Origin of the sequence: Kitasatospora sp. NPDC101183, assembly GCF_044767945.1 — a bacterium.
Taxonomy (GTDB): Bacteria; Actinomycetota; Actinomycetes; order Streptomycetales; family Streptomycetaceae; genus Kitasatospora.
On sequence record NZ_JBIWOW010000025.1, the window covers coordinates 51,195 to 75,037 of the forward strand.

Annotated in this window: 18 protein-coding genes; 11 read left to right on the forward strand and 7 right to left on the reverse strand. The window is 73.5% G+C overall.

The window, feature by feature from the left end; translation table 11 throughout:
- The first annotated feature begins 4 nt into the window (after positions 1-4).
- Positions 5-3,583 carry a hydantoinase B/oxoprolinase family protein gene (locus ACIRRS_RS29750; RefSeq protein ID WP_402977046.1) on the forward strand — a complete coding sequence of 1,193 codons (3,579 nt, stop codon included), beginning with the start codon at positions 5-7 and terminating at the stop codon, positions 3,581-3,583.
- 11 nt (positions 3,584-3,594) lie between these two features.
- Complete coding sequence (locus ACIRRS_RS29755; RefSeq protein ID WP_402977049.1) at positions 3,595-4,002, forward strand: DUF488 domain-containing protein; 408 nt, start codon at positions 3,595-3,597, stop codon at positions 4,000-4,002.
- Here ACIRRS_RS29755 and ACIRRS_RS29760 read toward each other — a convergent pair.
- Together ACIRRS_RS29760 and ACIRRS_RS29765 are read right to left on the reverse strand one after the other, a co-directional pair.
- Positions 3,965-4,882 carry a DUF6891 domain-containing protein gene (locus tag ACIRRS_RS29760; protein WP_402977052.1) on the reverse strand — a complete coding sequence of 306 codons (918 nt, stop codon included), beginning with the start codon at positions 4,880-4,882 and terminating at the stop codon, positions 3,965-3,967. The genes ACIRRS_RS29755 and ACIRRS_RS29760 overlap by 38 nt on opposite strands.
- Before the next feature lie 43 nt (positions 4,883-4,925).
- On the reverse strand, positions 4,926-5,330 hold the full coding sequence (locus ACIRRS_RS29765; protein ID WP_402977055.1) for a toxin-antitoxin system YwqK family antitoxin: 405 nt from the start codon (positions 5,328-5,330) through the stop codon (positions 4,926-4,928).
- 801 nt (positions 5,331-6,131) lie between these two features.
- On the opposite strand from ACIRRS_RS29765, the gene lanKC reads away from it, so the two are divergent.
- The 4 genes from lanKC to ACIRRS_RS29785 all read left to right on the forward strand — a co-directional run bounded on the left by lanKC (position 6,132) and on the right by ACIRRS_RS29785 (position 12,502).
- Positions 6,132-8,717 carry a class III lanthionine synthetase LanKC gene (gene lanKC, locus ACIRRS_RS29770; RefSeq protein ID WP_402977058.1) on the forward strand — a complete coding sequence of 862 codons (2,586 nt, stop codon included), beginning with the start codon at positions 6,132-6,134 and terminating at the stop codon, positions 8,715-8,717.
- 82 nt (positions 8,718-8,799) lie between these two features.
- Entirely contained in the window at positions 8,800-8,925 is a 126-nt protein-coding gene (locus ACIRRS_RS29775; protein ID WP_402977061.1) for a SapB/AmfS family lanthipeptide, read from the forward strand.
- Between the two features lie 173 nt (positions 8,926-9,098).
- On the forward strand, positions 9,099-10,790 hold the full coding sequence (locus ACIRRS_RS29780; RefSeq protein WP_402977064.1) for an ATP-binding cassette domain-containing protein: 1,692 nt from the start codon (positions 9,099-9,101) through the stop codon (positions 10,788-10,790).
- Complete coding sequence (locus ACIRRS_RS29785; protein ID WP_402977067.1) at positions 10,787-12,502, forward strand: ATP-binding cassette domain-containing protein; 1,716 nt, start codon at positions 10,787-10,789, stop codon at positions 12,500-12,502. The genes ACIRRS_RS29780 and ACIRRS_RS29785 overlap by 4 nt, the downstream gene beginning before the upstream one ends.
- Positions 12,503-12,577: 75 nt before the next feature.
- On the opposite strand, the gene ACIRRS_RS29790 is transcribed toward ACIRRS_RS29785, so the two are convergent.
- Together ACIRRS_RS29790 and ACIRRS_RS29795 are read right to left on the reverse strand one after the other, a co-directional pair.
- Entirely contained in the window at positions 12,578-13,147 is a 570-nt protein-coding gene (locus ACIRRS_RS29790; protein WP_402977070.1) for a hypothetical protein, read from the reverse strand.
- An 82-nt stretch (positions 13,148-13,229) separates the two neighbouring features.
- Positions 13,230-13,622, reverse strand: coding sequence for a hypothetical protein (locus ACIRRS_RS29795; protein ID WP_402977072.1), 393 nt, complete (start codon positions 13,620-13,622; stop codon positions 13,230-13,232).
- A gap of 259 nt (positions 13,623-13,881) precedes the next feature.
- Between ACIRRS_RS29795 and ACIRRS_RS29800 the strand changes: the two genes are divergently transcribed.
- Positions 13,882-14,898: a hypothetical protein gene (locus ACIRRS_RS29800; RefSeq protein ID WP_402977075.1), complete on the forward strand. Its 1,017-nt coding sequence runs from the start codon at positions 13,882-13,884 to the stop codon at positions 14,896-14,898.
- 60 nt (positions 14,899-14,958) lie between these two features.
- Here ACIRRS_RS29800 and ACIRRS_RS29805 read toward each other — a convergent pair whose 3' ends face one another.
- Positions 14,959-15,762, reverse strand: coding sequence for a DUF4037 domain-containing protein (locus tag ACIRRS_RS29805; protein ID WP_402977078.1), 804 nt, complete (start codon positions 15,760-15,762; stop codon positions 14,959-14,961).
- Between the two features lie 116 nt (positions 15,763-15,878).
- A complete protein-coding gene (locus ACIRRS_RS29810) occupies positions 15,879-16,466 on the reverse strand; it encodes a TetR family transcriptional regulator (protein ID WP_402977081.1) in 588 nt (195 codons plus the stop codon).
- 124 nt (positions 16,467-16,590) lie between these two features.
- On the opposite strand from ACIRRS_RS29810, the gene ACIRRS_RS29815 reads away from it, so the two are divergent.
- Positions 16,591-16,860, forward strand: a complete 270-nt coding sequence (locus ACIRRS_RS29815) for a hypothetical protein (protein ID WP_402977084.1) — start codon at positions 16,591-16,593, stop codon at positions 16,858-16,860.
- On the opposite strand, the gene ACIRRS_RS29820 is transcribed toward ACIRRS_RS29815, so the two are convergent.
- Positions 16,835-17,368, reverse strand: a complete 534-nt coding sequence (locus ACIRRS_RS29820) for a hypothetical protein (protein ID WP_402977087.1) — start codon at positions 17,366-17,368, stop codon at positions 16,835-16,837. The two genes, ACIRRS_RS29815 and ACIRRS_RS29820, sit on opposite strands and share 26 nt — an antisense overlap.
- 375 nt (positions 17,369-17,743) lie before the next feature.
- Here ACIRRS_RS29820 and ACIRRS_RS29825 point away from each other — a divergent pair, with 375 nt between their 5' ends.
- The 3 genes from ACIRRS_RS29825 to ACIRRS_RS29835 all read left to right on the forward strand — a co-directional run bounded on the left by ACIRRS_RS29825 (position 17,744) and on the right by ACIRRS_RS29835 (position 23,837).
- On the forward strand, positions 17,744-19,339 hold the full coding sequence (locus ACIRRS_RS29825; RefSeq protein WP_402977090.1) for a neuraminidase (sialidase): 1,596 nt from the start codon (positions 17,744-17,746) through the stop codon (positions 19,337-19,339).
- Positions 19,340-19,591: 252 nt separating this feature from the next.
- The gene (locus ACIRRS_RS29830; RefSeq protein WP_402977093.1) at positions 19,592-20,539 is read left to right on the forward strand and encodes an acyl-ACP desaturase; all 948 of its coding nucleotides are present in this window, start codon (positions 19,592-19,594) and stop codon (positions 20,537-20,539) included.
- Between the two features lie 202 nt (positions 20,540-20,741).
- On the forward strand, positions 20,742-23,837 hold the full coding sequence (locus ACIRRS_RS29835; RefSeq protein ID WP_402977096.1) for a hypothetical protein: 3,096 nt from the start codon (positions 20,742-20,744) through the stop codon (positions 23,835-23,837).
- Positions 23,838-23,843: the final 6 nt, after the last annotated feature.

Sequence of the window (23,843 nt, forward strand, 5' to 3'; positions counted from 1 at the left end):
GATCGTGGCGGCCGCCGGCGGCTGGCAGTTCTGGGTGGACCGGGGCGGGACGTTCACGGACGTGGTGGCGCTGGCCCCGGACGGGCGGCTGCTGACCCACAAGTTGCTGTCGCACGACCCCGGCCGCGACCGGGACCCCGCCGTCGCCGGGATCAGGGCACTGCTGCCGCCGGGCGGGCGGATCGAGTCGGTGCGGATGGGGACGACGGTGGCCACCAACGCCCTGCTGGAGCGCCGGGGCGAGCCGACCGCGCTGGTGATCACCCGGGGCTTCGCGGACGCGCTGCGGATCGGCTACCAGGACCGGCCGGAGATCTTCGCCCGCGCGATCGTGCTGCCGCCGCCGCTGTACGAGCGGGTGGTGGAGGTGGACGAGCGGGTCACCGCCGAGGGCGAGGTGCTGCGAGCGCCCGATCTCGACGCCCTGGCACGGGAGTTGCGCGGCTGCCTGCGTGACGGCCTCCGCTCCCTCGCCGTGGTCTGCCTGCACAGCTACCTGTACCCGGCGCACGAGCGGGCGATCGGCGCGCTGGCGGAGGAACTGGGCTTCGTCCAGGTCTCGTTGTCGAGCGAGGTCAGCGCGCTGATGAGGCTGGTGCCGCGCGGTGACACCGCCGTGGTGGACGCCTACCTCTCCCCCGGGCTGCGCCGCTACGTGCAGCAGGTGGCAGGCCAACTCGCGGGCGTGCGACTGATGTTCATGCAATCCAACGGCGGCCTCGCCGAGGCCGGGCACTTCCGGGGCAAGGACGCGGTGCTGTCCGGCCCGGCGGGCGGCATCGTCGGGATGGTGCGGATGTCCCGACTCGCGGGGTACGAGCGGGTGATCGGCTTCGACATGGGCGGCACCTCCACGGACGTGTCGCACTTCGCGGGCGCGTACGAGCGGGTGGTGACCACCCGGGTCGCCGGGGTGCGGCTGCGGGCACCGATGCTGGCCATCCACACCGTCGCGGCGGGCGGCGGCTCGGTGCTGCGCTACGACGGCGGGCGGCTGCGGGTCGGCCCGGACTCCGCCGGGGCCGACCCCGGGCCCGCCTGCTACCGGCGCGGCGGGCCGCTGACCGTGACGGACGCCAACCTGCTGCTCGGGCGCGTCCAGGCCGACCGCTTCCCCCGGGTGTTCGGGCCGGAGGGGGATCAGCCACTGGACATCAATCTGACGAGACATCAATTCATCGAGATGGCACGGGACATAGGGGAGAAGACGGCAGAGGAGGCCGCCGAGGGGTTTCTGAGGATCGCGGTCGGCAACATCGCCAACGCGATCAAGCGCATCTCCGTCCAGCAGGGCCACGACGTCACCCGCTACGCTCTGACCACCTTCGGCGGCGCGGGCGGCCAGCTCGCCTGCCCGGTGGCCGAGGAGTTGGGCATCCGCACGGTGCTCGTCCCGCCGATGGCCGGGGTGCTGTCCGCCCTCGGCATCGGCCTGGCCGACACCACGGTGCTGCGCGAGCACGCGGTCGAACGGCCGCCGGCACAGGGCGAGATGGAGGCCGTACGGGCCGGAGCGGAGGAGCTGGCGCGGGCCGCCACCGCCGAGCTGCGCGCCCAGGGCGTCCCGGCGGAGCGCATCCGGCTGGCCCGCCGGGCCCGGCTGCGCTACCGGGGCACGGACACCGCCATCGAAGTCCCGCTGGGCGAACCGGCCCAGATGCGGGCCGAGTTCGAGGAGCGGCACCGGGCGACCTACTCCTTCCTGATGGACCGGCCACTGGTGATCGAGTCCCTGGGCGTCGAGGGCACGGGCGTCACGGAGCAGCCGCGCCTCGACGCCCCCGCCGCTGTCGAGTCCTCCCCCGCCGCCCTCGCGCCGTTGTACACGGGCGGCGCCTGGAGCCACGTCCCGCTGCTGCAAAGGGAGTCGATGCGCCCGGGCGACACCGTCACCGGCCCCGCCGTGATCACCGAGGCCAACGCCACCACCGTCGTGGACGACGGCTGGGAGGCCGCCGTCACCGAGGCCGGCCACCTGCTGCTCGCCCGGGTGCGGGCCCGCCCTGAGGAGGCCGTCGGCACCGCCGCCGACCCCGTCCTCCTGGAGGTGTTCAACAACCTCTTCACGGCGATCGCCCAACAGATGGGCGCCCGGCTGGAGTCCACCGCCCAGTCCGTCAACATCAAGGAGCGGCTGGACTTCTCCTGCGCCCTCTTCGACCCGGACGGCAACCTCGTCGCCAACGCCCCACACATCCCCGTCCACCTCGGCTCGATGGGCACCACCGTCAAGGAGGTGATCCGGCGACGCGGCCCCGACCTGCGCCCGGGCGACGCCTACGCCGTCAACGACCCGTACCACGGCGGCACCCACCTGCCGGACGTCACCGTGGTCACCCCCGTGTTCGACCCCGACGGGCGCCGCGTCCTCTTCCACGTCGCCTCCCGGGGCCATCACGCCGAGATCGGCGGCCTCACGCCCGGCTCGATGCCCGCCGACAGCCGGGTGATCGAGGAGGAGGGCGTCCTCTTCGACGCCTGGCCGCTGGTGGTGGACGGGCGGCTGCGCGAGGAGGAGACCGTACGGCTGCTCACCCGGGCGCCGTACCCCTCCCGCGACCCGGACACCAACCTCGCGGACCTGCGCGCCCAGATCGCCGCCAACCGCAAGGGCGTGGACGAAGTCGGCGCGATGATCGGGCACTTCGGCCTCGACGTCGTCCAGGCGTACATGCGGCACGTCCAGGACAACGCCGAGGAGGCGGTGCGCCGGGCGATCGGGCGCCTCGCCGACGGCGCGTACCGCTACGAGACGGACTCGGGCGCGGTGATCGCCGTCTCGGTGCGGGTGGACCGCGAACGGCGCAGCGCCGTCGTCGACTTCACCGGCACCTCGCCGCAGCTCGACGGCAACCTCAACGCCCCATCGGCCGTCGTCACGGCCGCCGTGCTGTACGTGTTCCGCACCCTCGTCGCCGAGGACATCCCGCTCAACGACGGCTGCCTGCGCCCGCTGGAGATCGTGGTGCCGCCCGGCTCGATGCTCGCCCCCGCGTACCCCGCCGCCGTCGCGGCCGGGAACGTCGAGACCTCCCAGGCCGTGGTCGGCGCGCTGTACGCCGCGCTCGGGGTGCAGGCGGAGGGCTCGGGCACGATGAACAACCTGAGCTTCGGCAACGCCCGCCACCAGTACTACGAGACCATCGCCTCCGGCGCGGGCGCCGGGCCGGACTTCGACGGGGCCGACGCGGTGCAGACCCACATGACCAACTCCCGCCTCACCGACCCCGAGGTGCTGGAGCACCGACTGCCCGTCCTGGTCGAGGAGTTCGCCGTCCGCCCCGGCAGCGGAGGCGCCGGCCGCCACCACGGCGGGGCGGGCGTGCTGCGCCGCCTGCGCTTCCGCGAGCCCGTGACGGCCAGCCTGCTCACCGGCCACCGCCGCGTCCGCCCGTACGGCCTGGCGGGCGGCTCCCCCGGCGCGCTCGGGGGCAACCGCCTGCTGCGCGCGGACGGCACCGCCGAGGAACTGCCCGGCTGCGGCGGCGCCGAGTTGGCGGCGGGGGACGCGCTGGAGATCCGCACCCCGGGCGGGGGCGGCTACGGCTCCCCCGCCCCCGCCGCCTCCCCCGAGCACGACTGAGAGGAATCGCCATGGCCGCCGCCCCCGCACGGATCGCCTACCGCCGGATCTACGAGGAGCCGACGCCCCAGGACGGGCAGCGGGTACTCGTCGACCGCATCTGGCCGCGCGGGGTGAGCAAGGAGCACGCGCACCTGGACGAGTGGCTGCGCGAGGTCGCCCCGTCCACCGACCTGCGGCACTGGTACGGCCACGACCCGGCCCTCTTCGCCGAGTTCCGCCGCCGCTACCTGGCCGAGCTGGGCGACGCCGCCCACCACGAGGCCGCCGGCCACCTGCGCGACCTCGCGGCGCGGGGACGGCTCACGCTGCTGACGGCCACCAAGGACGTCGACCACAGCCAGGCGGCAGTGCTCGCCGACTGGCTGGCAACCGATGGGGCTAGCCGACGAGGCGGCGGCGCCAGTCCAGGGGCGTGACGGTGACGGCCCGCTCGGGGTCGCCGTCCCACTCGGTGGCGAGGCCGACGGCCTCCAGGGCGGCCACGACCTCCCGGCCGACGGCGGCGGTGGTCTCGGTGGAGCCGTCGAAGCCGCCGTACAGGAGCGTGAGGCCGCGCCCGGCCGCTGCGGAGTCCGTGCACTGGGTGTGGAAGTAGACGAAGCCCCGCTGGTCGGGCCCGCCCTCGGCGCCGATCTCGGCCTGGCCGCAGGAGCGGCAGCAGGTGAAGTTCTCGCGGGCGGTGATCCCGGCCGCGTCGAGGGCGGCGAAGGCGCGGGTGAGCCGCTCGGGGTCGGTCTCGCCCCGCCAGGCGGCCTGCTCGGCGACGCGCTCCGTCCAGAGGCGGTCGGCCAGGGCCTGGGCCTGCGCGCGGGAGACGGGGCGGCGGTCCTCGGTGACCAGGTACTCCTCGGCGAGCTCCGCCAGGTCGGCGCGCGTGGCGTAGCCACCGACGAGCGACTCCCGTACGCGCGCCTCCAGTTCGGCGCGCTCGTCGTCGCCGAGGTCGAGCGGCGGGACCTCGGGGGCGGGGCCCGTGTCCAGCGGCTCCCACGTCAGCCCGCCGCCCCATCCGGCCTCCTGGCGCGCCCAGCCCTCCAGGGCCGCGATCGCGGCCTCCGGCCCGTCCGCGAACGCCTGGAAGTGCCGGTCGGCGGCGCCGTCGCGGTGCTCCACCGTGTAGTCGCCGCCGGCCTCGTGCCAAACCTGGGCGTAGACGTCGGGCAGGTCCGGTATCCGCTGGAGCACCAGGTACCGGTCGCCCTCGGCGCCGATCCGCCGCACCAGAGCGGCCAGGTCCTCGGCGGGCACGCCGACGTGCCGCTCCCAGTTCTCGGTGTTCACCACGATCGCGAGCATGCGCAGACCCTGGCACACGCCACTGACAGCGCCGACGCCGGGGTCAGGACGAGGCGCCGTAGTGGGCCCGGAGGCGCAGCAGCCTCTCGTATTCCGAGCGCGATTCCGTGAGCACGTAGTCGTCCTCCAGGACGCCGTCCTCGTCCCAGTACTTCGACCACAGCGTGATGCCGAACTCGAACTCCCCGTCCGCCTCCGGCCGCCCGTTCAGGTGCCACTCGCGCGCCCGCCCGTGCAGCTCGCCCCGGACGAACTCCACGTCCACCATGGGCTGCCCGGACGGGTGCCACTCCTTCGTCGGCCCCCAGCGCAGGCCCTCCCGGAACGTCGACTCGGACGTGAGGACGCCGTTCCGCTCCGTGAACGCCACCCCGGTGAAGGGCGCGCCGTCCAGGTGGTGGAGGCCGTCGTCGGCGTAGACGATGCGACTCGCCGGGACGCGGTCCATGTGGTTCTCCTTGCTGTCGTTCCCGGCCGGCGCTCAACTGCGGCCGGGTGGCACCGACTTGTGATACCCGGCCCGGGTCGTATCCGCCAACTCGGAGGCCCGGGACCGGCGCGAATCCGCCGGTTCGCAGACGCCCCGTCCGGGCGGGGGGGGGACGCTCCTGGCGCGGCCTGCCCGGACGGGGGCGCGCCCTCCCGGGGCAGGTCAGCGGGTACGCCGACCTTCCGTGTACCGGTCGCGCGGCGGGCCCGCGCGGACCCGGTGCGCCGGTCGGGTGGACCGGCGCACCGGGTCCGGGTGGCGAGCGCCGGGGGAAATCCGGCCACGGGGCCCCGTCCCGCGCCAGAACGGTCGACCCCGAACCCATTGCGCCGTTCGGGTGAACGGGGTGGCGGCGAACCCCTCCCCACCGTCCGGCGCGGACGGCCCGGCGGCACCCCCGCACGACCTGCGTGCCACGCCTTTCGGCCCTCGTCGACGCCGACAGCAGATCGGAGCCGAACAGACACCGGTAGTGATGATCGCTGGTCGCGGGGATGCCAATCGTCCCCATGAATTTGCCGATGGGATATTCAGCCAAACATCCTGTATGGCCTGGCGTTCGCCCCGACGCCCGCCGCAGACTCTCCACGGGCCGCTCACAAGCGGTTCCGGCCCCCGGCCCCGGCCTCCTCCCTCTCAGGCCCCGCCCCGGCGCCCACCCACAGCTCCTCCGCCCCCACGGCACCGTCCTGCCCGTGGTGCGGCGCGCGGTCCCCCGTTGCTGCTCGACGCTGCTCGACGCCCCCCTTGGAGGATTCCATGGACATGCGTTACGAGGCGTACTCGTACGCCGATCCGCTCTTCTACGACTCCCCGGTCCGCTGGGCCACCCTGGAGGAGTTCCCCGCCGCGGGCGAGCCGGCCCCGGCCGGCTGGGTGCGCAACACCCGCGAGGTGTGGGTCGGGTACCAGCCCGTGGACGGCCACCTGCCCGAACAGGGCTGGAAGGTGCACGTCTCCGCTCGCGTCGACAACGCCCCGCGCATCCTGGACACCGTCCGGAGCTACTGCTTCGAGCACCGCATCGCCTTCAAGTTCCTGCGCAGCCCCGCCCTCGTCCAGACGCAGAACGCCAAGTACGCGCCGCGCGGCTCCAGCGGGAAGTTCATGACGCTCTACCCCGTCGGCGACCGCGAACTGGAGCGATGTCTCGACGACCTCGACACCGCGCTCGGCGGCGAACCCGGCCCGTACATCCTCAGCGACCTGCGCTGGCGCCAGGGGCCGCTGTACCTGCGGTACGGCGGGTTCGTCGAACAGTTCTGCCGCACCGAGACCGGCGAGCTCGTCCTCGCCTTCCGCGAACCCTCCGGCGCGCTGCGACCCGACGTACGCCGCGCCGTCTTCGAGGTGCCCGACTGGGCGCCGGTGCCCGCCGTCCTCACCGAGGCCCTGGCCGCCGCCGCGCAGAGCAGCATGAGCGAGTTCCCCTACACGGTCGAGCGGGCCCTGCACTTCTCCAACGGCGGTGGCGTCTACCTCGGCCGCTCCGCCGGCGGCGGCCCCCAGGTGGTGCTCAAGGAGGCCCGCCCGTACGCCGGGCTGGACCAGCGCGCCGAGGACGCCGTCCAGCGGCTGGGCCGCGAGTACGAGATCCTGCGACGGCTGAGCGGCGTGGCCGCCGTGCCGAAGGCCCTCGACCACCTCACCGCGTGGGAACACCACTTCCTCGTCCAGGAGTTCGTGGAGGGCGAGCCGCTGCACCGCTGGTTCGGGCTCAACTACCCGCTGGTGCACCCGCAGGTCGACGAGGCCGCCGTCGCCGACTACCGCGAGAAGGCGCTGCGCATCCTCGACGGCGTCACCGAGGGCCTGCGGCAGATCCACGGGCGCGGCATCGTGTTCGGCGACCTCCACCCGCGCAACCTGATCGTCCGCCCGGACGGCACCGTCGCCTTCATCGACTTCGAACTCGCCTCCCCCGTCGACGAGTTCCGCCGCCCGGCCCTCGGCGCCGCGGGCTTCGCCGCCCCCGCCGGACTCACCGGCTTCGAGGTCGACGAGCACGCGCTGGCCGCCCTGCGCCTGTGGCTCTTCCTGCCGCTCATGCCCCTGACCGTCCTCAGCCCCGGCAAGGCCGACGCGCTCGTCCGCGCCGCCCGCGAACGCTTCGCCCTGCCCCCGGCCCTGCTGCCCGACCCTCCGGCCCAGGCCGCCCCGGCCACCACCGAGGAGTCGGACCGCGCCTACCGGCAGCTGCTGAGCGGCGATCCGGAGAACTGGCCCCGGCTTCGGGCGGAGCTCACCGCCGCCATCACGGCCAGCGCCACCCCCGAGCGCACCGACCGGCTCTTCCCCGGCGACCCCGGCCAGTTCACCCACGACGGCCTCGGCCTCTCCTACGGCGCGGCCGGCGTCCTCTGGGCCCTGCACACCACCGGCGCCGACGTCCGCCCCGAGCACGTCGACTGGCTGCTCGCCGCCGTCGAGCGCGAACCCTGCCGGCCCGGCCTCTTCCTCGGCGCGCACGGCGTCGCGTACGTCCTCGACCGGCTCGGGCGGCGCGAGGAGGCCCTCGGCCTGCTGGAACGCCTCGGCAAGGACGACCTCGACGGCCTCGGCCCCGACCTCGCCGGCGGGCTGGCCGGCGTCGGCCTCACCCTGCACCACTTCGCCCGGGCCACCGGCGAACGCGCCCTGTACGACGCGGCCGTGGACGCCGCCGAGCGCGCCGTCACCCGGCTGCGCCTCGACCGGCCCGACGGCGCCGCGCCGCAGCCCGGGGCCCGCGTGGGCCTGATGCACGGGCCCACCGGCACCGCCCTGCTGCTGCTCCGCCTCCACGAGGACTCCGGCGACGGCGCCCTCCTCGACCTCGCCCGGCAGGCCCTCGAACGCGACCTGGCGCGCTGCGTCCTGGCCGAGGACGGCACGCTGCAGGTCGACGACGGGGCCCGTGTCCTGCCGTACCTGGAGACCGGGAGCGCCGGCATCGCCGCCGTCCTGGACGCCTACCTGCACCGCCGCCCCAACGCCGAACTGGCGGAGCGGCTGGAGCGGATCCTCGGCGCGGCCGAGCCCGAGTTCATCGTCCAGTCCGGCCTGTTCAACGGGCGCGCCGGCCTGATCGCCCTGCTGCGGCAGGCGCAGACCGCCAGCCCCGGGAGCGGTTCCGGCGGCGGGACGGCCCACGGGGAGCTGATCCGGCGCCACATCCGCCGGCTCGCCTGGCACGCCGTCCCTTACCAGGGCCACCCCGCCTTCCCCGGGGAGCAGTTGCTCCGGCTCTCGATGGACCTGGCCACCGGCACCGCCGGCGTGCTGTCCACGCTCGGGGCGGTGTTCGCGGACACGCCCGCGATGCCGTTCTGGCCCACCCCCGGCGGTCCCGGCCCCAACGCCTGACCGCCCCCCGCGGCGACCTCCGCCGCCCACGAGTTCCGGCGTCCGCCGGGAACACCGCACCATCCACCGTAGGGAGTTCACCATGTCCATCCTCAGCCTGCAGGCCCTGGAGACCGTCGAGGAGACCATCGAGTTCCGCTCGGTCCTCAGCTCGCTGAGCGCCGTCAACTGCACCAACAGCACGGTCAGCACCCTGCTCTGCCTCTGACCCGCCGCTGACCGCGGGCCCTCCCCGCGGTCGGATGCCCCGCGCGCGCCGACCTTCCTCACCGGGCCGGCCCGTGCGAGGCACGGCGGGCACCGGGCCCCGGTCCCGCGACCGGGGCCCTTCTCCGTTCCGCGTCCGTTCCGAGGCGTTCGCATGCACCAGGGAGGCCCCCCATGTCGACAACTCGTCAGCGCCCCGAGCCCCCTGGAGGGCTGCAGCGGGTGCTCGGCCTCGGCCGCCGCTGGTCGGCGGTCCTGACCCTCGCCGTCGCGGCCTCGACGTGCGCGACCCTGGCCCTCCCCGCCGTCCTCGCCCACGCCGCCGACGCCGTCCTGACCGGCGCGGGCACCGGGGCCGTCCTGCCACCGGCGGCGACCCTCGCCCTGCTGGCCGGCTCCGAGGCCCTCGGCCAGTACGCCGGCCCCCGGCTCTCCGCCGAGGTCACCGCCCTGCTGCGCGCGGGCGCCGTACGCCGGGCGCTGGCCGGCAGCCCGCTCGGGGCGCACCGGCCGCCGGTGGGCGACGTCGCGGCGCGGCTGACCGCGAGCGCGCCGCAGGCCGCCCTGGCCGCGCCCGCCGTGATCTACTCCGTCACCCAACTCGCCATGGCAGCCGTGGCGTTGACGGCCCTCGCGCTGCTCGCCCCGGTCGCCGCGCTCGCCTTCCTGGGCACCGCACCGCTCGGGTACGCGGTCGTCCGCCGCCAGCTGCGCCGTACGGCCGCCCTCGGCGAGGGCTACCAGGAGGCGCAGGCCGACCTCGCGACGCGGCTGCTCGACGCCGTCTCCGGCAGCCGGAGCATCGCGGCCGCCGGGGCGGTGGACCGCGAGATCGCCCGGGTACTGCGGCCGGTGCCCCGACTCTCGCGCCACGGACGGGAGTTGTGGGACAGCCAGCGCCGGATCGCCTGGTGCTCCGCCCTGCTCGCGCCGGTGACGCAGCTCGCCGTGCTGGCCGCCGCCGGGGCGGCTGTGGCGGCGGGCGCGCTCTCCGTCGGCGGGCTGCTCGCGGCGCTCGGGTACACGGCCATCGGGCTCGGCGGGTTCGGCGCAGCGCAGAGCCTGCTCGACGTGTCCCGCGCCCGGGCCGGGGCGCAGCGGCTCGGAGACCTGCTGGACGCGCCGCTCCCGCAGGCCGGTGCCCGGACGCTGCCTCCGGGGGGTGGTGCGCTGGAGCTGCGAGGGGTGTCCGCTCGGGGGATCAACCGGGTCGACCTCCGTGTCCCGGGCGGGAGTTGGGTCGCCGTGGTCGGCGCCGACGACGCCGCGACCTCGGCGCTCGCCGCCGTCGCCGCCGGGCTCCTGGACCCGTACGAGGGCGTGGTGCTGCTCGACGGCGTCCCGCTCGGCGAGCTCCGTCCGGACGCACTGCGCGGGGCCGTGGCCTGCGCCTTCGCCGACCCCTGCCTCCCGGGGCGCACCGTCGAGGAGGCCATCGGCCTCGGGGCGGAGACCGACGGCGGGCGGGTCCGGCGGGCGGCGCGGGCGGCGGGCGCCGACGCGTTCGTCCGGCGGCTCCCGGAGGGGTACGGCACCCTGCTGGCCGAGGCGCCGTTCTCCGGCGGGGAGCGCCAACGACTGGGCATCGCCAGGGCGTTGGCGCGGGACAGCCGGGTGCTGGTGCTGGACGACGCGACCTCCTCCCTGGACGCGGCCACCGAGGCCGGGGTGCTGCACGCCCTGCGGGAGCAGGACGGGCGGCGCACCCGGGTGACGGTCACCCGACGGGCGGCCGTGGCCGCGCACGCCGACCTGGTGGCCTGGCTCGACGGCGGGCGCATCCGCGCGCTGGGCACGCACGAGGAGCTGGCCGCAGAGTCCGGCTACCGGGCCGTCTTCGGCTCCGGGACGGGGGAGGACGCGTGACCCGGCCCGGCACTCCGGGCCGCGCGGCCCTGCGCCTCCTGCGCTCCACCCTCCGCCTCAACCGCCCGGCCGTGCTGCGGCTGCTCGCCTGGTCCCTGCTCTCCGCCGCGCCCGCGCTCCTCGCGGGCAAGGCCCTGGCCATGGCCGTCGACCACGGCTTCCTCGCCCACCAGCCCCGCACGGCCGCCGCCTGGCTCGCCCTGTTCGCCGCCGTCTCCGCCGCCGGCGCCTGGGCGTCCCGCCAGACGTACCCGTGGCTGGCCGAGGTCGTCGAGCCGATGCGTGACCGGCTGCTGGGCGAGGTCGTGTCCGGAGTCCTCCACCGCGCCGTCGCCTCCCACGGACGGCCCGACGGCTCGGCCGCCGTCGCCGTCGCCCGGCTGACCCGCCAGGTCGAGGCCGTTCGCGACACCGTCGCCGGGCAACTGCTCGTCGTCTCCCACTTCGCCCTGACCGCCCTCGCCGTCGTCCTCGGCAGCGCCGCCCTCGCCCCGGCCGCCGCCGCGCTGATCGCGGGCCCGCTGCTCCTCTCCCTCGCCGCCTTCGCCGCCCTCGCCCCCGCCACGGCGCGGCGCCAGCAGGAGGCCTTCGCCGCCGAGGAGGCCCTCGCCCGCACCTGCGCCGACACCCTCCAGTCCCTGCGCGACCTCGTCGCCTGCGGTGCCCTGGACGCGGCCGAGCAGGAGATCCAGGACACCGTGGCCGCGAACGCCGCCGCGGGCCGCGCGCTCGCCCGGCTCGCCGCCGGGCGGCGCCTGATCGTCTCCCTGGGCGCGCACCTGCCGCTGCTTCTGGTCGTCCTGGCCGCGCCCGCCCTCGTCCGGCACGGGCTGACGGCGGGCGCGGTCATCGGCGTCCTGGCCTACCTCACCGGCACGCTGGAGCCCGCGCTGCGCCTGCTCGTCCAGGGCGCGGGCGCCTCCTGGCTGCGGCTGGCGGTCGCCGCCGAACGCCTCGCCTCCGCCGCCCCGCCGGCTCCTCGGGCCACCCTCGCGGCCGTTCCCGCTCCCGTTCCCGTCCTCTCGGGCGGCTCCTTCGAACTCTCCGGCGTCAGCTTCGCGTACGGCGCCAACGCCGACCCCGTCCTCGACGGCTTCGACCTCGCGGTGCCCGACGGCGAACACCTGGCAGTCGTCGGCCCCTCGGGCATCGGCAAGTCGACCCTCGCCGACATCGTCGCGGGCGTCGTCGCCCCGGACGAGGGCAAGGTGCTGAGCGACGCGGCGAGGGTTCTGCTCCCGCAGGACCCGTACGTCTTCACCGGCACCGTCGCCGAGAACCTGCGCTGGCTCGCCCCGGACGCCCCCGACACGGCCGTCGTCGCCGCAGCGGAGGCCGTCGGTGCCCTCCCCCTCCTCGAACGCCTCGGCGGCCTGGCCGCGCCCCTCACCCCCGCCGCCCTCTCCCTGGGCGAACGCCAACTGATCGCCCTCGCCCGCACCCACCTCACCGACGCCCGCCTCGTCATCCTCGACGAGGCCACCCGCCACCTCGACGCCGCCACCGAACTCCGCGTCGAACACGCCTTCCGCACCCGCCCCGGCACCCTCGTCACCATCACGCACCGCCCCGGCCCCGCCCACCGCGCCGACCGGGTCCTGCTCCTCGACGGTACGGAGCCCCAACTCGGCACGCACGAAAGCCTGCTGGCCACCTCCCCGGCCTACCGCCGCCTCACCGGCGCGCCGGACCACCACCGCACCGAACACTGATCAGCACCCACCCCGGCGGCAGGTGGCCTGGATCGACGACCGGATTCGCGCATGCCTGATTCCCGACAGTCGCTGTCAGCGCCCGCTCGCACCTCGACCCACCACGTTGTAGATCAGCGCACCGCATGCCTTGGGCGCCCGGCCCGTGAAGGTGAGAATGTAGGAGGAAGACCTGTTGGCCGTGAACTTCAGCGTCAGCTCAGGCGAGATCTGCACGAAGTCGGCACCGTCCGGCTCGTAGTGGTGGGACGCGAGAACGCGGTTGTCGGCGGCATCCCGAACGTCCGCGCCGTAGGCCTGGTTGGTCTCCCCGGGGCAGGTTGGATCGGTGTTCCTGCTGTGCATCCAGGTGATCTCGACGTTCGCGTCCACCGGCACCTCGAACGCCTGCTCAAGGCCGGCCCCGCCGATGTCGACCGCCTGATGGCTGGTCTGGGTGTAACCAGGGCTGTACACCACCACCAGCTTGCCGGCCTTGACCTCCCACGCCCCCATGAGATCAGTGTCGGGACCTCCGATCGCCAGGTAGCCGTTGGCCGTCGCTTGCGGTTTGCGGAACGTGCCGTCCTTGATGAAGTTCGGGATCGGAGCGGACGACGACCCGGATGTCCCGTACGGCGGGGCAGGCGCGGTTTGCTTCCTCATGCTGCTCTCCTTCGATACGGCAAGAACCCCCACCCGCACCGCCCGTGGGGGCCCCTCGCGTGGGCAGGATGTGGCTCCGCCTTCAGAGCCCGACGTGGACCGAGGCCTCGGCCTGAGCCTCCTTGAAGTACTCATTGCCTTCGAAGTGGGCGATGTAGCCGCTCACGGCTCCGATGACCATTCCCTGAACGTCGGCCAGCATCGCGCCGACCGGGTACCGGGCATATCCCTCGGGGTCGGTGTCGACCGTGCCGTAGACCGTACGGTCGCCCTTCAGCAGGAACTCGATCGAGGCGTCCTTGATGGGGCGACCGTCCGTCGTGGTCAGTCGAGCTTCGATCACCGTTTCGCCCTTGCCCTGGATCAGGCTGCCCCGGACCGTGTGCGCCGAGAGGCGAACCGACTGTCGGGCCTGCCCCACGCCGGGCGGCAGCTTGGTGTCCTGGCCCTGACTGGGATTGATGATGGGGGACATGGCGTAACTCCCTGTATCCATAGGCTGATTAACAGGAGATGTCCTACATCCACGATGGCACGCACCATTCTGGTTCGCATCCGCACCGAAATGGCTTGGACACCCTCCGCAACCAGCGCAGCAGCCCTCGCCCGAGAAGTCGGCGGGTCCGACTTCCCGCGTACGCCACGGCCGCCCGGTGGGTCGATCCGGGCGGCTCGGGCAGGGTGTTGCGTCAGGCCGTCGGGCCACGATCCCGGGCAGTGGCCTCGTCCGGGCGGTGGGGCATCCGCAGGACGCCCGTACCGCGCTCTCCGACGAGCGGTTCGCCGCCCAGATCGACGGGGCCGGCAGCCCGGCCGCCGCCGCGTCGAGTGTCGTCGTCTCCACCGAGTACATGGATGGCAACTTCGGCGGCGCCAGCCTGTCCATCACCGCCGAAGCCCCGTGCAGCCCCGGCAAGGGCTACAACCTCCAGGTGCTGACCGGGGCCTGGAACGACTCGATCAGCTCCTACCGCACGTTCAACAACTGCCAGGAGCGCCACTGGGAGCACGCCTACCTCAGCGGAGCGAACACCGGCTGGCAGATCGGCGACCAGGACTGGATCGGCGACGCCATGAACGACAAGGCCAGCTCCATCGACTACAGCTACGCCACCTCCCCCACCACCGTGCAGCTGCTCAAGGACTGCGGCTCCAACACCGACAGCTGCACGTTCACGCCCAACGGCAGCGCCACCACCACCTACTCGGGCAACCACGAGGTCGCCCGGGGCTTCAACTGCTCGTCCGTGCCGCAGCTCAAGAAGATGACCTGGACCGACCAGAAGGGCGGGGAGAACTCCGTCTCGGCCGAGATCAGCGTCACCGCCGGCTTCGACTTCCTGACGAAGTTCGAGGTGGGCTTCAAGCTGGCGTACGGCCACAAGTGGACGTGGAACGACTCGTTCGCCGACGAGACCGACCTGACGGTGCCCGCCGGCGAGGTCGGCTGGGTCAGCCGCTCCACCAAGCTGCAGAGCGCCAGCGGCACCTACGAGCTGCACTACAAGTCGCCGCACTGGGGCCACTACGTCTGGTACGTCAAGAACTTCGCCGGTACCGCGCCCGTCCCGCAGGACACGGGCGTGATCACCTGGGGCTCCCGCAAGATGACCCCGGCCGAGAAGGCCGACCGCTGCAAGGGCGGCAAGAACACGCTCGTCGTGACGGGCCCCGAGACCGTCACGGACGCCGTCACCGACACCGCCGTGGCACCCACCGCCTCCGCCCCGCGCGTCGCCAGCGGCCGCTGACCCCGGCCCACCCAACGGCCCCGGCGGTGCGGACTCCGCCACCCGCACCGCCGGGGCGCCTCAGCCTCTGAGCAGGACGAGCGTCTCCTCGACCAGTGCCCGCGCTCGGGCCACCGTCGCCGTCAGCTGCTCAGCGGTCCCGCCCTGCGACCCGAGCAGGCCGCGCACGCGCGGGCCGAAGTCGCCCGGCAGCCCCGGCAGCCTCTCGGCGACCTCCAGCGCGCCCTTCTCGTTGAGGCACCAGCGCCGGTCCCAGGCGAACAGGGCCTGTACGAGGACGCCGACCGCTCGGGACAGGCAGAGCGAGACGTACAGGGAGTCCGCCCGCGCCGCACCCTTCGTCGCGGCACCGACCAGGAACTCCGCCTCCCACGCTCCCGCCATCAGCTGCTCCCGCAGCGGCTCCGGATACACCTCGGTCTGCCGGCGAAGGCTCGTCAACTCCCGGGTGGGGTCGGCCAGTACCTGCCCGTACGCCACCTCGCCCGCGTAGCAGGGCGACCAGAATCCGAGCGGATGCCCCGCCTGCACACCCACCTCGTACCGGCCCTCGCGGCAGTCCGCCCAGACTTGTTCGACCCGGTCCAGGTCCCGCAGGATCCAGTCCACCGCGATGCCGTCGACCCGCAGCCACGCACCGCCGTTCACCCACGGCCCCCAGCCGCCCGGTCCGGCCACCTCCACCTCCGGGCCGGCCAGGGCGCGCAACGCGGCGAGATCGAGGCCGCCCCGGTAGTAGACGCCGAGGTCCCAGTCGGATTCCGGCCGGTGCTCTCCTCGCGCCCGGCTGCCCCCGAGCAGTACCCCGATCACGCCCGGCACCTTCACCAGGTGTTCGGCCATGTCTTCGATGATCTGCCGCATGGGGGGATTCTGGCAGGTGGTCAGCAGCTCAGGTCGCCGAGGTCGGCGAGGCCTCCGCCGCCCCGGCCACCCCGGGCGCGGCCCATCTGTGGCTGATGGACGCGCTCGCCCTCCCCCTAGTCGCGGGTGAGGCGGCAGATCAGGGCGACGAGGGCCTCCCGGTCCGCCGCCGGGTCGGTCGCGCCGCCGAGCAGCAGCCGGACCATCTGCGGGAGGGTGAACCAGCAGTTCACCAGGCCGATCAGCGCGAACATCTGCCGCCCGGGGTCGACGCCCTCGCCCAGGACTCCCGCCCGCTGCGCGGCGGCGATGGCGGCGACCTTCGCCCCGTAGTGCTCGGTGCGGTCGGCCCCGGCCGCCAACTCGTGCTCGGGGCCGCCGCGTTGCAGCCCCTCCCAGGCCAGCAGCCTGGCGAAGTGCGGGTTGGCGCGGTGGTAGTCGAAGACGCGGCCCGCGTACTCGCCGAGGTCCTGCCCGTCGTTCAGCACGAGCGGCACGGCCTCCGCGAGCTTGCCCAGTTCCGAGCTGAGCACGGCGGAGAACAGCTGCTCCTTGTTGCCGAAGTACTGGTAGATCCGCTCCTTGTTCACCCCCGCCCGGGTGGCGACGCGGGCGATGCGCGCGCCGTCCGGGCCGAATTCGGCGAACTCCTCGACGGCGGCGTCGAGGAGGAGCTGCTGCGTGCGTGCGGTGTCCCAGGCCATGGGGCGAGTCTACCGCGAATTCCCAACCAAACGGTTGGACATCGGCGCGGGCGTCTGCCAAACTCCAACCAACGGGTTGGAGATCCGAGAAGCTCCAGCCGCCCCAGGGGAGGAACAGACCGCCATGACCACCAACACCACCCCCGCAGCCCCCGCCGCCCCGTCGGTGCACCGCCGGGCCCTGATCACCTGGCTCGCCGTGTACCCGGCCATCACCACCGCCTTCGCCCTGCTCGGCCCCCACCTCGCCCGGCTGCCCCTGCCACTGCGGACGCTGGTGATGACGGCCCTCGTCGTCCCCGTGGTCGTCTACGGACTGATGCCGCTGCTCCTCAAGGCGGAGCGCCGGATCGCCCGCCGGGCGGGCGTCAGCGGTCGGCCTGGAAGCCGTTGATCTTGCTCAGCGCGCCCTTGCTGCCGTCGGCGTACACCGGCTGCATCTGCACGTCCCCGATGATCTGGAACAGCTTCTTCGCCGGGTCGGCGGTGGTCGGGTTGCAGTTCGGGTACCCGACGTACCAGTAGATGCTCGCCACCCCGTCGCCCTCCACCGCCGGCGACACGGTGGTGTAGAAGGTCACCACGCCCACCTTCGCCTGGTTCGGCCCGTTGGGGTCGTGCAGCTCCCACGCCCCGGAGACGGTCGAGTCGGCGGTGTTCGAGGTGACGGCGAGCGTCATGTCGTCCTTGAACTGGACGGCCGAGATCCCCAGCCACTTGCTGATGACGTCGTCGAACTGGAACGCCCGCGCCGGGTACGTGTAGTCGGCGACGTTCCCGCCGCACTGGCCCGGCGCCCGCGTCGCGGCGTGCGCGACGGCACCGCCCAGGGTGGCCGTTCCGGCGGTGGCGAGCACGACGGCCAGGGCGGCCAGGAGGCGGCCGGTTCCTATGAGCTTCATGATCCGAACATCCTTTGTTTGTCGACGAAGCGTCCTGCCGCCCACCCTGTTCGCAGGCCGTCCCCGCCGCAAACCCCGTGCGCCGATCAGCTGAAACTCCCGCGCGCGGCCCGGACCTCACCCGACCGGCCCACCGCGCCCGTTGGTCCGTACCGCCCGCACGCCCGCCCGGCCCCCGCCCCAGGTCGGCTGAACTCCGCCCGCCCTGATGGCGCCCGACAAGCGGCGGCCGCCCGGAAAGCGCACCCCGCGCCCCGGCAAACGGCGTGTCAACTTCCCTTCCCCGCCCTTGTTGACGTGACCTCGACCTCGTACCGTCATCGAGCCGCGCGGCTTGACACTCCGTCACCACTCCATCCCCCAGGAGAACCCGCCTTGCGCCTTCGCAGAGTCGCCCTACTGGCCACCCCCGCCCTGCTCGGCCTCTCCCTCCTCTCCCCCGCCTCCCCGGCCCTCGCGAGCCCGGGCGACGCGGCGGACACCACGGCCCACCCGCCCCTCGCGCTGATCTCGCCCGGCGACCCGTACGCCGCCTGCGACATCAGCGGCGACGGCGCCGGCACCAACAGCCCCTCGGCGGAGGACGAGCCGTACGCCTCCTCCAACCCGCTCGACCCGGCGAACACCATCACCGTCTACCAGCAGGACCGCTGGTCCAACGGCGGTGCGCGCGGCCTGAGTTCGAGCTACACCACGGACGGCGTCCACTTCACCCAGACCGCCCTGCCCTTCACCCACTGCGCGCCGGGCGGCCTGCCCTACCAGCGCGCCTCGGACGGCTGGGTGAGCTTCGGCCCGGACGGCACCGCCTACGCCAGCGCGCTGATCTTCGACGCGACCACCCCGCGCAACGCCGTGGCCGCCGCGACCTCGTACGACGGCGGGCGCAGCTGGAAGCACGTCACCGAGCTGATCAAGGACAACGACCCGGCGATCGGCGACGACAAGAACGCCGTCACCGCCGACCCGGTGACCCCGGGCGTCGCCTACCAGGTCTGGGACCGCCTCGACCAGGTCGGCGGCACCACACCGTACTTCGACGGGCCCGGCTACCTCTCGATCACCCGCGACTTCGGCCGCACCTGGTCCACGGCGGCGCCGTTCGTGATCACCTCCACGACGCCGAACACCCAGACCATCGGCAACCAGATCGTCGTCGACCCGCGCACCGACACGCTCCACGACTTCTTCTCCTGGATCACCTACACCGACGCGACGGCGAGCGCCGTCGCCGAGGTGCACTACGGGATGGTCACCTCCACCGACCAGGGCCGCACCTGGAGCAGCCCGAGCAGGGTCGTCACGGACACCTCCGTCCCCGAGGTCCACCCGAACGCGCCCACCGACGCCACCAAGAGCCTGCGAGCCGGCGCCGGGCTGCCGAGCGTGGCGATCGACCCGCAGACGGGCGAGCTCTACCTCGCCTACGAGGGCTCGGACTTCAACGGCGGCCGGTACGACGCGATCCAGCTCGTCCACTCCACCGACGGCGGACGGACGTGGAGCGGCCCGACCAGGCTCAACCAGGCCCCGAACGCCCCGGCGTTCACCCCGTCCATCACCGTGACGCGGGACGGCACCGTCGCCGTCAGCTACTACGACCTGCGTTACCTCACCCCGGGAGACACCACCACCCTGCCCACCGCCGCCTGGCTGCTCAGCTTCCCGCGCGGCGGCGAGGACAGCCCGGTCGAGCGGCAGATCACGCCGGTCTTCGACTGGCTCCAGGCCCCGTACGCCGGCGGGCACTTCCTCGGCGACTACGAGGCGCTGGTCAACGACGGCCGCCAGATCCGCCCGGTCCTGGTCACGACCAACGCCGACCCGCAGAACTCCACCGACGTCTACAGCGGCCGCTTCCAGCCGAGCACCCTGCGCAGCCCCGCCGCCACCGACCAGCCGTTCACCCAGGGCGCCCAGGCCGCCCAGCAGCCGGCCACGCCGCGCACCGTCCAGCACCTGCGGCGCTGACCGGCCCGCCCGGCGTGCCCCGAAGCGGCTCCCCCGACCGGCCGCTGCCTGCCGGTCGGGGGAGCCGCCGAAGAGGAGGAAGTGCCGGACGCCGTACGGCGCCGCGCCCAGGACGGCGAGGGGCGGCGGCGAACAGGGCCGGAGGGCCCTGCCGCACAGTGCCGTCGGGCCCCGGACAGGGCCCGTCCGGCGAACCTACGGTGGCGTCACCTACGCAACCGTAGGTTTCTGTCCGCCCGAAAGCTGGAGCCCGTGAGCACCGCCCCCACCCCGACCGAAGCCCGCCTGCTGCACGACCTGGAGGAGGTGGTCGCACGCGAACTCGACCGCCACCTCAGGGTGTTCAAGGAGTGGATGCCGCACGAGTACGTGCCCTGGAGCCGCGCGCGGGACTTCGACGGGCCCCTCGGCGGCGAGCCCTGGTCGCCCGAGCAGTCCCCGCTGACCGAGGTCGGCCGGGTGTCCCTGGTGGTGAACCTGCTCACCGAGGACAACCTGCCCAGCTACCACCACGAGATCGCCACCCTGTTCGGCCGCGACGGCGCCTGGGGCACCTGGGTGCACCAGTGGACGGCCGAGGAGGCTCGGCACTCCATCGTGCTGCGGGACTACCTGCTCGCCTCCCGGGCCGTCGACCCGGTCGAGCTGGAGCGGGCCCGGATGGCCCACATGGGCGCCGGGTTCGTCTCCGACAACCGGCACTCCCCCCTGCACACCGTCGCGTACGTCGCCTTCCAGGAGCTGGCGACCCGGATCTCGCACCGCAACACCGGCCGCGAGTCCGGCGACCCGGTCTGCGACCGGATGCTGGCGCAGGTCGCCAACGACGAGAACCTGCACATGGTCTTCTACCGCAACCTGCTCAAGGCCGCCCTCGAACTCGCCCCCGACGAGGCGATGCGGGCCGTCAACGAGGTGGTCACCGGCTTCCGGATGCCCGGCCACGGCATGCCCGGCTTCGAACGCGCCGCCGCCCGGATCGCCCTCGGCGGCGTCTACAACCTGCGCGTGCACCACGACGACGTGCTCCAGCCCGTCCTGCGGCACCTGAGGATCATGGAGTTGGGCGGCCTCGGCCCCGAAGGCCTCCGGGCCCAGCACGAGTTGGGCGCCCACCTGGACGAACTGGCCGCCCAGGCAGGCCGGTTCGACGAGCGCCGCGCCGCCCTGCTCGCCCGTCGCGCGGCGCGGGCCGTGTGACGGGAGGGAACCGCCGCGCCCCAGACGACCGGCCCACCCGGGAGCCGGTTCCGGCCACTTCCGACGGAAGTGTGTCGCCGTCGTGATCGGGCTGTGTAGCTTCGCGATCCGGAAAGCGTCGTTCGCCTTGGCAGCAGGCCCAGTTGGGGCCTGACTGCTACCGAGGCGGCGTCGACCCTCCTCTCCGCAGACGGGACACGCGATGACCGACACGACCTCCGGAACGCCCGCCGGCACACCAGCGACCGCACCGGCACCGGCAACGGCACCGACGACCGCACCCGCACCCGCACCCGCACCCGCACCCGCGAGCACGAGCACGAGCACGACGCCCAAGGTCGAGGTGGACAAGGCGATGCTCGACGGCCCGACTCCGAAGGACCTGCTCCCCTCCACCGGCAACTACCCGACGGAGATCGTCCGTTACCGCTCGGTGGTCCTCACCGACATCCCCCTGGCGAAGCCCGCGCGCAAGCTCACCGGCGCCATCGACCTCGGCGAGGAGAACCTGCCCTTCTACGACAAGCCCGCCGAGGGCATGATCGTCACCACGGAGCAGAGCTGGTCGGCCCAGGGCGTCACGCTCGGCCGCCTCCTGCACAGCCTCGCCCTCGCGCCGGGCGAGAGCACCAGGGTCGCCGTCGTCGACTGGCAGCGCGGCACCACGGCCACCGGCACCGAGAAGACCGCCGAGGCCGACACGCTCACCGGCGCCACCGACCAGAACCGCTCGATCAGCGAGGTCGCGAACGCGATCGCCCGCGAGGAGCAGTACGGCGACTCCCAGGCGTACCAGAGCAGCAAGTCGTCCAGCGGCGGCGGCAGCATCGGCTTCGCGGGGCTCCTCGGCGGTATCGGCGCGAACTGGAGCGCCTCCTCGAACTCGGCCCTGGCGACGGCGGTGTCGCGCTCCACCGGTGTGCGGTCGGTGGCGGACGAGGCGACGCAGCGGATCAGCGCGCGGACCCAGCAGCTTGCGACGGCGGCCCGCAGCCGGAACATGACGGTCGTGCGCGAGACCTCGCAGTCGGAGAAGGACCAGGTCCTCACCCGGGTCGTCACCAACTACAACCACATGCACGCGATGTCGGTGCAGTACTACGAGGTCGTCCAGGTCTACAACGTGACGACCAGGCCGACCAGGCTGGAACGCTGTCTGTTCATCCCGCTGCAGGAGCTCACCTTCACCTACTCCAGCCTGCAGCGGTACAAGGAGGTCCTCGCCTCGGTGGCGCCGACCGAGTGGGCGGCGAAGATCCGGGCCGCGAACCCCTTCGACACCACCGTGCGCAAGATCGACGCCTGCACCGCGCCGGAAGCGCCCTCGGGCCAGTACTTCGACGGCATCGACCTGGCCGACCTCGCCTCCGGGGCCGCGGGCGTGTACGGGGTGCGCAAGGCCGACGGCAGCCCGGTCCGGTTCGATCCGGTGGCCCGGCAGTGGAACCCGGTGCCCACCACCGGGCTGGACACCGACCTGAGCCGCATCGCCCCGGGCAAGGACACCGTCTGGGCGCTCAGGTCCGACCAGAAGCTCGCCCAGTTCGACGGCACGACCTGGCGGACCGACACGCAGGGCTGGCAGGGGCTGGGCCTGGCCTGCGGCACCGACGGCACGCTCTACCTCATCGGCGTGGACAGCACGCTCTGGCAGCGTTCCCCGAACGGCACGTGGACGGACCTGAAGGTCAAGGCGGACGACGTCGCCGCCGCCGGCAGGGGCCAGGCCTGGTACACCCGGCAGGGGAAGGTGTACGAGCGCAGTGGCACAGGGTGGCTGGAACGGACGGCGGGGATACCGCAGCGGCTCGCCGCCGCCGCGAACGGCTCGGCCTGGGGCGCCTCCAAGGCCTCGGACCCCGACAGCATCGCCGTGGTCCTGGAGCCCGGAACGACGCGATGGGCCCCGACGACGCACCCCGACCTCAAGACCCTGAAGGGCGTGGAGAGGGTCGTCCCGACCGCCGACGGGGACTTCTGGGTCCTCATGAACTCCGGGATGCTGTTCCGGTTCCTCGGCACGGTACGGAACCTGAAGACGCCGTTCGACGTCCCGCCGAAGGTCGGCTCCCCCTACGCGTCCAGGATCGACGTCTGGTACGACGAGGCCGGGATCCGCAGCATCCAGGTGGTCTTCCCGGGCCAGACCGCCCGCTGCGGCGACACCGGCGGCTCCGGCGTGCTGCGGCAGGCGTCCTACACCTTCGGCGGCGCCGACAAGCTGATCTCCGTCGACGCCTGGTCCGGTACGGCCGCCCGCGGATGCCTCGCCGGGCTGCGGCTGACGATGACCTCGGGCGTGGCCAACTTCGGGATCGCCGCGACCACCACCAGCCCGCCCGACCTGACCGAGGACGCCGGCGGCGCCTCGGCCGTCTGCGGGCTGTTCGGTTCGACGGTGACCTCCGGGAACCGCACCTACGTCGACTCGCTCGGCTTCTACGTGCGCGGCGGGAACGTGTCGCAGACGGTCCTGGACCACCTGAACGACAACCGCCGCCACTACAGCCAGGCCGTCTGGGCCAACGCCGACGAGCTGACGCTCAGCCGCATCCTCGCCAACTACTCGTACGCCCCGCAGGGTTCGACCGCGTCGGCGGTCCCGCTCGGCACGCTGCTGGACCCGAAGCCGGTCGCCGCCACCGCCAACTACCTCGGCTTCCGCTGGAACTTCACCAGCGAGCAGGAGCGCGAGGCGTGGACGAAGACCCGTCAGCCGACCGACAACACCTTCGGGACACCGGTGACCACCACGATCGCCATCGCCACCAAGGGCGTCTTCGCCGAGGCCGTCCTCGGGCGGGCCAACTCGGCCGAGAAGATCGACCTCACCCGCTTCTGGAACTGGAAGGACTCTCCCATCCAGATCACCCCGGCCGACATCGCCCCGGTCTCCACCGCGTCGCGCGCGCAGAACCTCGACACCACGGTCGCCGCCCTGGGCGCCACCCAGGCGAAGTTCACGCCGCTCGCGGCGATGCCCGACCCGGCCGCCCTCCAGACGGCACAGGCCATCGCCACCGCGAACCTGTTCCGCGACATGAGCGGCATCAACACCGTCAACCAGGCGCTCACCAAGGGCATCGAGGCCGCCGCGAGCAACGACAAGGCCGCGGGCGAACGCGCCCAGGAAGCCCTGAAGACCGTCACCGAGCACCTGCAGAAGATGGCCCAGATCACGGTCGACGCCGCCGCCAAGGTGGCGCCGGCCGTGGCCGGACTGCCGGCCGGCGGCGGCAGCCTCAGCGCCCTCGGCGGCCTGCTGAACCAGGGCGGCAAGGCCGGTACGGACAAGTAGTCCGCC